Origin of the sequence: Peribacillus muralis (genome assembly GCF_001645685.2) — a bacterium.
GTDB classification, from domain to species: domain Bacteria; phylum Bacillota; class Bacilli; order Bacillales; family DSM-1321; genus Peribacillus; species Peribacillus muralis_A.
Window position 1 is genome coordinate 3,973,825 of the sequence record NZ_CP017080.1, and the last position, 12,752, is coordinate 3,986,576.

The window sequence follows — 12,752 nt, forward strand, 5'->3', positions numbered from 1 at the left end:
TAGGTTCCCGTTTTTTCAGGCTGATTGTTTCAGTAGTTCGGCTTGCGGAATTTTCCAAAGCTCGCGCCACTTTTTCAATGCCGTAATGAGAATGATCAAGCCGAGACATAACATGGTTATCGACAATACTCCATTCAGGATGCTGAATCCTGCAGCATCCGGGTTGAGATAGACGTTTTTGACCATCCAGTATCCTGCTACATTTACCGTTACATATAGGTAGGCGAGAGGTACGAGGCATGTCCACATATACCAGCGCTTGTCGGCGATTTTCAAGACGACGGTCGCTCCGATGATGAGACCGATCGATGCCATGAGCTGGTTGGATACGCCAAAGAGTGCCCAGATCGAGCCGATGTCCCCGGAATAGAGGAGATAGCCCCAGATGAAGCAGGCTAATGCACTGGCGAAGATGTTGCCGGGCAGCCAATCGACTCGCTTCAATGGTTTATAAAACTCGCCGAAGAAGTCCTGAATCAAGTAGCGGGCCACACGTGTCCCCGAGTCGATAGCGGTTAATATGAATACCGCCTCGAACATGATGACGAATTGAAAGAAGAACGAAGCCAATTTTTCAAAGAAGGGAATTTCCGTAAAGATATAGGTCATCCCGACTGCAAGGGTTACCGCCCCGCCCGTCCGTCCTTCAAGGTCCATGCCGATTTCTTCACTGAGCTCATCCAGGTGCACTTTTTCCATGCCTAATGTTTGAAAGACTTCAGGTGAAGAGTTAATCGCAAAATAATCACCTGGCTGCAGTGAAACTGCCGCAATCAATGCCATGATGGCAACGACACACTCGACAAGCATCGCTCCGAAACCGACGGATTTGATATCACTCCAGCGGTTTAACATTTTGGGCGTCGTGCCGGAGCCGACGAATGCATGGAAGCCTGAAATCGCCCCACAGGCAATCGTTATCGAAATGAATGGCCACACAGGACCGGCGACAATTGGGCCTCCGCCATTGACGAATTCGGTGAATGCTGGAAATTGAATGTCTGGATTCACCACGAATACACCGATAATCAATGCGGCAAACACACCGATTTTCATGAATGTGCTTAAGTAATCACGTGGTGCCAGCAGCAGCCATACCGGCAATGCCGCTGCGAAGAAGGCATAAATTGGCAAAATAAGGGCAAGCGTACTTGCTTCAAGTGTCAATAGTTCACCAAGGGCCGTTCCTTGGATGTTCGGACCAAGCAAGATTCCAGCCATGATGAGTGTGAATCCGACAATGGTCGCTCCTTTTAAATTGCCTGTTTTTTTATGGTATAGGCCCACTCCCATGGCGATGGGAATCGTGATCCCGACAGCAAACGTTCCCCATGGATTATTTTCCAAGGCATGCAGGACGACCATAGAAAGTCCTGCCATCGTAATCGTAATGATAAAAAGCATCGCAAGTCCTGTACAGAAGCCTGCGACCGGGCCAAGTTCTTCCTTGGCAACTTCAGATAGCGATTTTCCTTCTTTACGCATCGATGCGAAAAGCACGACAGCATCATGAACCGCTCCGCCGATGACAGCTCCGATCAATAGCCATAACAAACTTGGCAAATAACCAAATTGTGCAGCAAGGATCGGACCGACAAGCGGACCTGCCGCTGCGATGGCGGCAAAATGGTGGCCGAATGCCACCCATTTATTAGTTGGAACATAATCTTTTCCATCTTCCAATGCATGAGCCGGTGTCGGCTTGGAGTCGTCCAGCTTTAATACTTTCCTTGCTATGAATGTCCCGTATAAACGGTAGGCGATCATTAATATACAAATCGACCCTATGACGATTGAAACCGCATTCATTTTGAATCCCCCTCTACTTCTTCCATCGTAAACTGATGATATCACGATGAAAGCGGATGCAAAGCGTTTTCAAGCTACAATGCAGATAATGAGGGCTGGATTGCAATATAAAGAAGCTAAAATGCAGAATTATGAAAATTTTAAAAACCAATAAGCTGCTTTAGCTCCTTTACATAGGTGCGGCTCACGGGTATGTTCGATCCATCGCTCATGATGAGGTTATACGTCGAATTGAACCAAGGCTGGATTTCAGCTATATGGGTGATATTGACGATAAACCCGCGATGCACCCGTAAAAACAAGCGTTGGTCAAGCTTTCTTTCAAACACGATGAGCGGGTCGCCCATTTTATATTCAGTTTCTTCCGTTTTGATGAACGTCTTTCCATCGATGAGGCCGATGAATAATATTGAATCACGGTCGATCAAAACGATCCGGTCATCGATTTCCACAGCCAGTTTCCCTGTCTGCCCCACCGCCGTACGAAGCGGCGGCTTTGTACTTGTTTCAAGCTCCCCTGCTTTACGCACTTTGACGAGCTTTTCCAAGGTTTTCCGTATCCGCTTTTCATCAAAGGGCTTCAATAGGTAATCAAATGCATACGATTCAAAGGCCTGAAGGGCAAACTCGTCATAAGCCGTGGCAAAAATGAGTGTTGGGGCCGGCTCAAGCTCTGCCAATTGTTTGGCCAATTGTAAGCCATTGCCGTCTGCCAGCTCAATATCCAAGAAGACAAGATCTGGCTTCAAGCCTGGAATATTGTTCATGGCCCCTTCTATCCCTTCCGCCTCGCCCACGACTTCAACTTGCCTGCTCCTTTTCAGGAGGTATTTCAATTCATCCCTTGCCAGTGGTTCATCTTCTACGATAAATGCTTTCAACATCGCTGACATATGCTCCTTTTTCGTTGAGTGGTATCGATATTCTCACTTGCGTTCCGTGCCCCGTTTCACTTTTTATCGAGAAATTTGCCTGACCTTTATAGATTCCTTCCAGCCGTTCACTGATATTATAAAGGGCCGTTCCTGTACCTTTAATCGAATCTACAGCACGCTTTCCTAATTCAACTAATTTCTCCCCTGCCATTCCTTTTCCGTTATCTTCCACAACAATGTGCATCGCATCGTCTTTAACATATGCTTGGATAACGATTTCCCCTTTGTTTTTCATATGTGGAAAGGCATGGTGTATCGCATTTTCAACGAGCGGCTGCAGCGTGAATGGAGGTATCGGAACCTCTTTAAGACTTGGTTCAATGTTATGAACGATATGATATTTATCCGGAAATCGGGCTTGCTCCAGCGATAAATAAGCTTGGACATGCTCCAATTCCTTTTCAAGCGGCACCAATATTTGCCTGGCTCCTTGCAGGTTGCTGCGAAAGAAGGCACTCAGCTCCATTAACAGGCTTCTTGCCTTTTCCACATCCGTACGGCATAGAACGGAAATCGTATTGATTGCATTGAACAGGAAATGCGGATGGACTTGTGCCTGCAGGGCCTTGATTTCAGCATCTTTCAATAAATCGGTTTGCATTTCCGCCTTGGCTAGCTCCAGTTGGGTGGAGAAAAGCTTCGCCAGCCCTTCAGCCAGCTCCTGTTCCACTTGGCTTAATTTATCAGGATGCTTGAAGTACATCTTCAACGTCCCGACCGTTTTCCGTTGGACTTGAAGGGGCAGCACGACCGCTGCTTGCAAAGGACATTGATCATGAAAGCAATAAATGTCCTTTCTTGTTTTGGCGACGATGATGTTGCCTTGTTCGAGGGCCTTTTTCGTTAAGCCCGTCGCGATGCCTTCCCTTGGAACATGATGATCGGACGCTGCCCCCACATGAGCAAGTACGCTATGCTCATTCGTTATGGCCACCGCATCGGCTTCCGTCAGCCCAAGGATTATTTCGGCAATTTTCTTACAAGAGGCTTGATTCAGGCCCTGGCGGAAATAAGGCAAGGTTTGATCCGCAATCAGGAATGCCAAATTCGTCTGCACGGCCCGCGTCCGTGCCTCATCCCTCGTAATCGATTGAATGATGAGCATGAATAATAACGTGCCAAAGCCGTTGATGAAAATCATCGGGAGGCCGATTACCTGGACGAGCTCCCACGCCCGTTCAAATGGCTTGGCCGTTGCCAGGATGATGACCATTTGGATCGCTTCCAGGGCCATGCAAATCGGGAGGGCAAACCAAGGCGTGATCAGCCCATGCTTTTGCCGCCTTTTTCCTAAAAACCCCGATAAGACGCCAGCCAAAATCGCCGCGACGGCACAAGCCCCTGCTGTAAAACCGCCGAGAGTGTAGCGATGCAGCCCTGCAATCAAACCGACCCCCAAACCGACGAATGGCCCCCCAAGCAGGCCGCCGATGGCGACACCCATGATCCTTGTGTTGGCAATCGCATTATCGGGAGCGATTTCGGCATGCCAATTCCCTAGCGGCATCTCATGATTCCCGATTTCGATCCCGGTATAATTACTAATGATGCCGAATATTCCAAAAAGGATGATGAGCATGATCTTCTTTGACATTTGATGCTCATGACCGATCATTTGCCGAAACGGCTTCATATAAGAAAGCAGGAACGCCGCAATCACGATGATCCCGACCTTTTCAAACAGCGACGGTAATAAATGAACCAACTCATTCACCCCATTTATGAGTTTTCATTCATCTTACAACAGCTTTGAAATCTTTGTCGAATTTTGTTTTTACGTCCAGCGCAACAATCTTTGGGAGAGCGTACCATTTCTGGAACTTAACGGATCATTTCAGGAACCCATCAGATTGAAAAAAACACGTATAGTGGAGTCACCAAAGCTAGTTCTTAATAGGAGTAATCATGAATAGTAGGGTCCTGACATTTTATGCGCTGGGGGGAATATCATTATTTGGTGCAGCATTATTTCCGATTGGATACGTAGAATCTTTCAACCTATTCATTTCTTTGTTTGCAATGGGCATAGCCTTGATTTTGATCGCTCATTTCCATAAAGGATGATTGATTATTAATGAAAAAATCAACCAAATATATGGCCCTATTTCTCTGGGTCATGTTTCTATATTTCTATGATATGGTTATGACGAAAGGTTTTTTTATTTTCATTGTAGGAATTCCAGTGCAAAAATTTAGAGTCATTCACGCGACATAGGTAAAGGGCATGAATCCACACTGAACCCATGCCCGAACGTTGTTTATTCGTTTAGCTTCTTCCGCATATCCGCCGCGACATTCCTTAATGCCTTCTTCGATCCCCGCTCCAGGTCATGGTTCAGCTTCCTTTCTTCGTAGCTGACGAATAGGGAGTTCAGATCATAGCCTTCCGGATATAAGTCGATGGCTTTTATTTCAAGCTCCAGCCTATTGGCATGAACTTCCTTGAAGGAATCTTCGAAAAGGACGACGACATTATTAAAGGAATTCTTCTTTTTATAGACGATCGCATATCCGTCAAGTCCGCTTACCTTCACCTTGTCACCGACTGCAAATTCAGGCAAGGCTTTTTTTGGAGGAAGCTCTGCTTTCGTTTTTTTGATTTTCCCTTCCTGGACACGTTCCAAGTCATAGTCTTTATTGTTTATATAGTGTTTTGCCTTTTGCAACACCTGCTGGCGTACGTCCATTTTTTTCGCGATCCACAGGGCATTGCTTTCGCCGGATTGGCCGATCAGCAGCTTATACCTCGGCTCCAATGTTTCACTGTTAAATTGCATCGCCGCATTCATGAAGTCGCTGTGAATTTCGGAATAGCGTTTGATTTCACCGTAATGGGTCGTGGCAACGGTGATGCATCCCTTTTGATAAAATTCCTCCAGGATCGCGATCGCTAAAGCGGCGCCTTCATTCGGTTCCGTTCCGCTGCCGATTTCATCGAACAGCAGCAGCGAGTTGTTGGTTACAGCGAGCAGGATTTCCGAAATGTTTTTCATATGCGACGAAAACGTACTCAGCGCATTTTCCAGGCTTTGATTATCGCCAATGTCGACAAATACGTGATCGAAGACGGCCAGCTCCGTCCCCTCTTTGCCGGCAATATGAAGCCCAGACATCGCGGCCAGCGTAAGGATGCCGATCGTTTTCAGGACGACCGTCTTTCCTCCGGCGTTTGGTCCCGTGATGATCAAGCTGCGATAATCCTGGCCGATTTCGAAATCCAATGGTACACTGTCTGCGGGCAAAAGCGGATGCTTGCAGCCGGCTAATCGGATATACCCATGATCATTGATTTTCGGTTCGATTCCGTCCATGCTTTTACTGAATTTGGCTTTTGCGAAGATCATGTCATACTGGCTGATGAGTTCGACATTGATTTTGATCGGCTTTAGCTGTTCGAAAACCATGCCTGATAACGTCGCCAATAGCTGATACTCCTCCATCGCTTCCTCCGCTTTGAAGCTGGCCAGTTCTGCATTCAATTTCGTTACGGCGGCAGGCTCGATGAACACGGTGGCACCCTTTGCGGATACCTCCACGATCGTTCCGGCCACCTGGTTTTTATAAGAGGATTTGATTGGTATGGTATAGCGATCATCTTTTTTGCTGATGAAGAATTCCTGAATGAACGCTTTATTGGTACCGCTCTTCAAGAACTTATTCAAACGCTCCTCGATTTTACCTTCCGTTTTGCCGATTTGGTTCCGAATCCGCTTCAACTCCCTGCTGGCTTCCGAAGCAACGGCATTTCCTTTTATTGTGAATTGGATTTCCTCCTCCAAGGTCCTGAGTTCTGTCATCGAATGCGCGTAAGAGTGCAATGTTGGAGCAAAAAACGCTTTATCGGTCATGAATGTCTTGATATTCCGGCAGCCCCTTAAGAAGTCGGCGATCGCCACAAGCTCACTTGGCTCCAAGATCATTCCCTTTTCGAGCTTTTCGATATGGAAGCCAATATGGGAGATGCCCTTCAAGGGAATATGGCTTTCCGCATTCAATAAATCCCTTGCTTCCGTCGTCTCGTTCAAACGGTTCTTGACCACATTCAATATGCCGCTTGGCTGCAGCCGATCCAATAATTCCTTCCCTAAGCCGCTTACACAATGGCTTTTCACCATGTCCTTCAGTTGGATATATTGTAGTTTTTCATAAGTCATCGTATTCATAGCATGATCCTCCTTGAATGAGTGTGTGTGATTCTCTCCTTAAATCCAAAAAAATGCCCGCAAAAGTCCCCCTACCTTTACAAATGAACAAGCCATTTGAGTAGAAAGCTCCTGCGGGCACGGCCTTATAAAGACCTAAAATCGAAAACAAAATAGGCAGGTCAAAGAAACCTGATAGACAACAAAAAAGCATGATAGGACAAACCCCACCATACTTTTTCGCCGTAACACCTACATGTTACACGAATTATGGAAAAGGAAGCAGTCTTAAGGTAGGTATCCACAATGCAGGAATGCACCGTGAAAAAAGGCAAACTTAATCCACTGACTGATCAGTGACTAAATACCTTATTCAACTAAATTAGTTGATACCTACTCCCGACATAAAACACCACACCTTTTCTTAGAATTGGAATTAATATACCATATGAGCAAGAAAGAGTCAATTCGTTTTTTCCGTTTTCTACTCGCAGCCAAGCCCTTTTTCTTGCCGGGATTTTGCTTTACCAATAAAGGAATTAAAACTCTTTTACCTTTGTTCACCTTATTGTGTTAAATGATGGTTCATTAAGGAGTTACTATCTTCTCATTTAACTTCTAATACGTTTCACTTAGATGATAGGCTAGGAGCAGCTTAAGCCAAACATTAGAATCGTTTAGATCAACTGCAAGAGCGTCCTCGATTTTTCTTATTCGATGATAGAGTGTATTTTGGTGAATATGAAGACGTTCTGCCGTATCGGATATAGATCGATTAGCAGCAATGTATGATTTCAGTGTCAATTCCAGATCACTCGACTTAGCCTTGGGAGATTGGAGCGGTGCAAACACCTCTTGAATGAACTGTTCGATATCCTCGGTCTGTTGATTTAGAAATAATCGGTTAATGCCAATACTTTGATAACTGATTACGCCAGGAGTACCGCGACTTAAGAGATAAGCTAACGACTTATTCGCTTCTTCAGAGCTTCTGGCAACATGCTCTAAACCTGTGTAAGGTCTGCCTATACCTCCCCTAAGGATTGGGACATCCTTATTTGTCCATAACGTTACCACTTTGTTCAATTTTTCGATCAACACTTCCTGTAGGGACTCGGTACTAGCGTTCATGATGATCGTCACTTTGTCATGAAAACCGAATAAAAGGTAATCTAAAGACCCCAGCTCTTTATGCAGAGCGGCAATGAGCATTCTCTGGTGTGTTTCCCTTTTCTTGTGGACTTGTGCCTTCCCACTAAGTTGCAATACTGTAACGAAGAGTGGGATGTCTGGAGAAAGACCAAAATCCCGTGATTTAGAAGCAAGCTGATTGGGCTCCCTATATTGGAGAAGTTCATTAAAAAATTCATAGCATTGTTTATAGTACATATCCGTCATTGAATAGGTATTGACCATTTTTAATGCAACTAAAGCACTGCCCTGCTCCAACACTACAGTATCAAGGGGGAGGAGCGATCGGTGAAGCTCGACGACAAAGTAACCGATTGGAACTCCATCATTCACAATCGGATACAAATGAATGGATGTTTCGTTAGTAGTAACTGTCAATGCTTCCACACATTCTTCCCATTTTTTCAGAAAATCCGTATCCATTAGCTTCCTTGAAAGAGGCGTGTAATGGGGATACCACTCATTTTTAGTCAGATCAAACAGAGAAACAGGAAGGTTTGTCATCTGTTCAACGGTTTTAGCAACCATTATCAAATCAGAATCCTTAAAAGAGAGTCTAGTAAAAACATCATGAATATGGTTCCGTTTAACCAAATAATCGTTTGTTTCCCTTAAATCCGAGAAAAGTCTCGCATTGGTAATGGCAATCGCTGCCTGATCGGCAAAACCCTGCAACCTTCTTAAATCATCGGTAGTCAGCTTTTGCTTTTTATTATTCTGGTGGACAATCATCACGCCAAGCTTAGCTTTGTTCATCCTGACAGGAACAGCCATCACCATTAGGTTGGGATTTTCCTCTGTATGTTCCATTGAAACCATTAAACTTTTCATGTTGTTAGCCTGAATATTAGATATAGCTGCAAATGCTTGTTCCCTATTGTAGATACGGCCGATCCCGCCTTGGAATACCTTCCCTCCAACACCTTCCCCTATATTGGTCTTGAAGTCATAGATGGAAGCTCCCATTCCAATGCTTGCTTTAGGGACAAGCTTTTGTGTTTCAGCGTCATAAAGCATTAAAAATCCACTGTCTACGGCTGGAATGGCAATCAATGCATTTTCCATGATGTTGTGTAACAGTTCATTCAACTCAAGCATGGATGTCAGTGAATGCAAGCCTTCGAGCCATGCATCGTTCTCTTGCCAATGCCGCTTGATTGTTTGTTCAAGCAGCATATAACGGACTTGTAACACAAAATGCTCGGACTCCAATTCAGTTAACGTCCTACCAGAATGAATACACGCACGAACTGAAGTTGGATCAGGAGCTTCCGTTACAAACAAAAATAGTTGGTTACCGGTATGAGCATGGTAGCAAGTAACATAATCATTACTTTCTATGCATGATGAATTCGGCCATGCATCTTCATTTGAAAAAGGGTTTTTATCATTATCGGTTAGGGGCTCCCCACACAGGTGGACCCAATCCTCCGTGGAATCCAAGATCCAAACATGGTATGTTAAGGTGCCATCAGATCGGCACATTAAACTTCCTCGTTGTTCCATAGCGTTCCCCCTTACCCCACTCTTTTGTTATTAATTGTACAATTCTCCATACATTATCTTACACATTGTAGAGATTTACAATTGAATTCTGAATACATTGTTTATTCTGACAATGACAACCATCAGTCAGTTTTATTAATATTTAACTTGTAATCATTAAAAAGGGAGGTTTTATATGGGGGCCAATCTCAATTCTTCAAAAAACAAAATGATTTTATTAGTTCTCTATTTCGGCTGGATTGTATCGTATATTGACAGAACTGTTGTAAGTCTTTCCATATTAAAAATCGGAGAAGATTTATCACTTGATGCGTCAAAATTGGGGATTGTATTAAGTGCCTTCTTCATGGGCTATGCGATCATGCAAATTCCAGGCGGCTGGCTCGCAGACCGTTTTGGATCAAGAAAGGTCATCGTTATAGCTGTTTTGTTCTGGTCCGCATTTACTGCCTTGACTGGACTTGCCTGGTCCCTCACTTCGCTACTTCTCATTCGTTTTCTGTTCGGGATCGGGGAAGGAGGATATCCTTCAGCAAGTACTAAAGCCATATCCGATTATTTTCCGGCTGATAAAAGGACGAAAGCCCAATCCACAATGATGTCCTCAAATGCACTTGGCGGGGCTCTTGCACCGATTATCTGTGCTCCTCTACTTGTATGGCTAGGGTGGCGTCATGTATTTTGGGTGATCTCCCTATTAGGTATAATCTTTGTAATCTGGTTCCTCCTATCCACAAGACAAGCAGGTGGATACTCCAATTCCTTGGATAAAGCACATAAGCCTAAGCGGGAAGAGTATAAGCAGCTACTTTTAAATACTTACTTATGGAAGGTTCTTCTAGTTTTCTTTTTTATTAATATAACAAGCTGGGGTCTCTCTTCATGGATGCCTTCATACTTGATGCAGGTTCTTGGAATCAATCTTAAATCAATTGGAATAATCAGTGCCATCCCCGCCTTGTTCTTGGCAGCAGGCATGATCATTAGCGGTCGAATCATTAATAAGATTGGATCTAATGCAAAGTATGGAGTCATCACGGGAATCTTCATTATGGGTATCTCACTTTATCTGATGACGCTTTCCACCAGCATTACCCAAGTGATTATATACCAGTGCATGGCTTTTACCTTTATGGCATTTGTCATGAGCTTTATCTTCACGTTGCCCCACCGGGTTATGGAACAGAAGGTAGTGGGTACCGCATTCGGTATATTAAATTTCGGAGGTCAAGCTGCAGGAATTTTTTCCCCGATGATCATGGGTGCTCTTATCTCTTCGTCAGGGGGATCTTACAAAAGTGCGTTCTTATTCTTAACTGCATGCTGCTTAATCGCTGGTGTCATTGCCTGTTTTTTACCATCAGCTAAAAGAAATCAAGAGGTTACGGATGCAACTGTAAAAACAGTTGGTTGAAGGACCTTTTGCCGTTAATCACAATACAAACGAGAGGTGTGATAAGAATGGGGAAGTCGAAGATTACAAAATGGATTGATGAAAACGAGGCCAAATTCACAGGCATGGCCAAACGGATTTGGGACCAGCCTGAAGTAGGGTATACGGAAACCTTTGCATCTACCTTGCAAATCAAGACGTTAAAAGAAGCGGGGTTTACGATTACTTCCGGGATAGGTGATGTGCCGACTGCATTTGTAGCAGAATATGGAAAAGAAAAACCAGTCATAGGTATTCTTGGGGAATTTGATGCCCTGCCAGGATTATCCCAAAAAGCCACTCCAAAATATGAACCGGTAGTTCAGCATGGACCAGGACATGGTTGTGGGCACAACTTGCTCGGAACAGCAGGGGTAGAAGCTGTGATTTCGCTTAAGGAAAGAATTGATGCGGAAATGCTGCCGGGTACCATTCGATATTATGGCTGTCCCGCTGAAGAACTGCTCTCTGGAAAAACATTCATGGCGAGGGTTGGCATTTTCGATGATTTAGACTGCGCCCTTACTTGGCATCCGGGAACGTCCAATATGACCGCCAATTTTCGTTCTCAGGCATTGACCGCAATCGAATTTCATTTTTCCGGAAGAACTTCCCATGCTGGGGCGGCTCCGCATCTTGGACGCAGTGCACTGGACGCAGTCGAGTTAATGAATGTAGGAGCTAACTATTTACGGGAGCATGTGCCAGATGGTTCCCGAATCCACTATCAGATTACAAACGGAGGGATGGCACCGAATATCGTGCCAGATACAGCTAGCGTTTATTATTTCTTGCGCAGTGCAGACCGTAGGCAGGTGGAAGAATTGAAAGAACGATTGATAAAAGTGGCGCAAGGGGCAGCTATGATGACAGAAACGTCGGTACTCTGGGAAATCAAATCTGGGTGCTACGATACATTGCCTAATCGAACGTTAAATGAGCTCATGTATATGCAAGCGGAAGCAGCAGGATCAATGGTTTTTTCCCAAGAAGAAGAGAAATTCTCTGAAGAATTGTGCCAAACGGTTGATCCATCCGTGTTGGCCGCGGCTAAGCAGCAAGTCATAAGTGATGTTAACAAGTTACTCGATACAGGTTTCCATCACAACAGTAAGCATTTCGATATCACCATGGGCGGATCAACGGATGTAGGCGATGTCTCTTGGATCACGCCGGTCGGACAAATCATGACCACCTGCGCACCGCTTGGAATTCAGTTCCATACCTGGCAGGCTACGGCCTCATTTGGTTCATCGATCGGAATGAAGGGAATGCATTACGCAGCGAAAGTAATGGCGTTATCTGCATATGAATTGCTGCTAGATCAAAGTGGCATCCTTGAAAAAGCAAAAGCCGAGTTCATAGCAAGCACAAAAGGATTGACCTACAAATCTGGTATTCCATCTGATGTGAAACCACCTGTGCAAAATAGTGACGCTGTTCCGGTATCATCAACCTGAGTCATTTTTAACGTCACCTTTATATAGGTTTAGGGTACCTGACAGTATGAACTTTACGAGTAGCTTATATTACGAACCTTCGCTTCAATGGAGGAAAATTATAGAACCATTCAATCGAATATATTAAGAGCATGTTTTGATCAATTTTTTCAAAGCACGCTCTTTCTTTTGTTAGTTAATCAATGCTTTAGCATTCATTTTCTCATGCTGCTTGCGTAATTCCCTTCAATGTCTGAATATTTACTTTAAAATCCGGGTATGTTATCCTTATAGTATC

8 protein-coding genes are annotated in these 12,752 nt (G+C 44.5%); 3 read left to right on the forward strand and 5 right to left on the reverse strand.

Annotation, left to right across the window (positions count from 1 at the left end):
* Positions 1-15: 15 nt before the first annotated feature.
* The 3 genes from cstA to ABE28_RS19305 all read right to left on the reverse strand — a co-directional run bounded on the left by cstA (position 16) and on the right by ABE28_RS19305 (position 4,449).
* Entirely contained in the window at positions 16-1,809 is a 1,794-nt protein-coding gene (gene cstA / locus ABE28_RS19295) for a carbon starvation protein CstA (RefSeq protein WP_064465492.1), read from the reverse strand.
* Between the two features lie 140 nt (positions 1,810-1,949).
* Positions 1,950-2,693: a LytR/AlgR family response regulator transcription factor gene (locus ABE28_RS19300; RefSeq protein WP_064465493.1), complete on the reverse strand. Its 744-nt coding sequence runs from the start codon at positions 2,691-2,693 to the stop codon at positions 1,950-1,952.
* Positions 2,665-4,449 (reverse strand): sensor histidine kinase, encoded by a 1,785-nt coding sequence (locus tag ABE28_RS19305; RefSeq protein WP_064465494.1) that lies wholly within the window; start codon positions 4,447-4,449, stop codon positions 2,665-2,667. The genes ABE28_RS19300 and ABE28_RS19305 overlap by 29 nt, the downstream gene beginning before the upstream one ends.
* Positions 4,450-4,649: 200 nt before the next feature.
* Here ABE28_RS19305 and ABE28_RS25235 point away from each other — a divergent pair, with 200 nt between their 5' ends.
* Positions 4,650-4,808: a hypothetical protein gene (locus ABE28_RS25235; protein WP_156775836.1), complete on the forward strand. Its 159-nt coding sequence runs from the start codon at positions 4,650-4,652 to the stop codon at positions 4,806-4,808.
* A 194-nt stretch (positions 4,809-5,002) separates the two neighbouring features.
* On the opposite strand, the gene ABE28_RS19310 is transcribed toward ABE28_RS25235, so the two are convergent.
* Positions 5,003-6,907 (reverse strand): endonuclease MutS2, encoded by a 1,905-nt coding sequence (locus tag ABE28_RS19310; protein ID WP_064465495.1) that lies wholly within the window; start codon positions 6,905-6,907, stop codon positions 5,003-5,005.
* Positions 6,908-7,504: 597 nt separating this feature from the next.
* Positions 7,505-9,583, reverse strand: coding sequence for a helix-turn-helix domain-containing protein (locus ABE28_RS19315; protein ID WP_064465496.1), 2,079 nt, complete (start codon positions 9,581-9,583; stop codon positions 7,505-7,507).
* 175 nt (positions 9,584-9,758) lie between these two features.
* Between ABE28_RS19315 and ABE28_RS19320 the strand changes: the two genes are divergently transcribed.
* Complete coding sequence (locus tag ABE28_RS19320; protein WP_064465497.1) at positions 9,759-10,997, forward strand: MFS transporter; 1,239 nt, start codon at positions 9,759-9,761, stop codon at positions 10,995-10,997.
* A 47-nt stretch (positions 10,998-11,044) separates the two neighbouring features.
* On the forward strand, positions 11,045-12,475 hold the full coding sequence (locus ABE28_RS19325; RefSeq protein ID WP_064465498.1) for an amidohydrolase: 1,431 nt from the start codon (positions 11,045-11,047) through the stop codon (positions 12,473-12,475).
* Positions 12,476-12,752: the final 277 nt, after the last annotated feature.

Coding starts and splice junctions, on each gene's coding strand:
- ABE28_RS19325 (WP_064465498.1), top strand. CDS start 11,045: ATGGGGAAGTCGAAGATTACAAAATGGATTGATGAAAACGAGGCCAAA.
- ABE28_RS19310 (WP_064465495.1), bottom strand. CDS start 6,907: ATGAATACGATGACTTATGAAAAACTACAATATATCCAACTGAAGGAC.
- ABE28_RS25235 (WP_156775836.1), top strand. CDS start 4,650: ATGAATAGTAGGGTCCTGACATTTTATGCGCTGGGGGGAATATCATTA.
- ABE28_RS19300 (WP_064465493.1), bottom strand. CDS start 2,693: ATGTTGAAAGCATTTATCGTAGAAGATGAACCACTGGCAAGGGATGAA.
- ABE28_RS19315 (WP_064465496.1), bottom strand. CDS start 9,583: ATGGAACAACGAGGAAGTTTAATGTGCCGATCTGATGGCACCTTAACA.
- cstA (WP_064465492.1), bottom strand. CDS start 1,809: ATGAATGCGGTTTCAATCGTCATAGGGTCGATTTGTATATTAATGATC.
- ABE28_RS19320 (WP_064465497.1), top strand. CDS start 9,759: ATGGGGGCCAATCTCAATTCTTCAAAAAACAAAATGATTTTATTAGTT.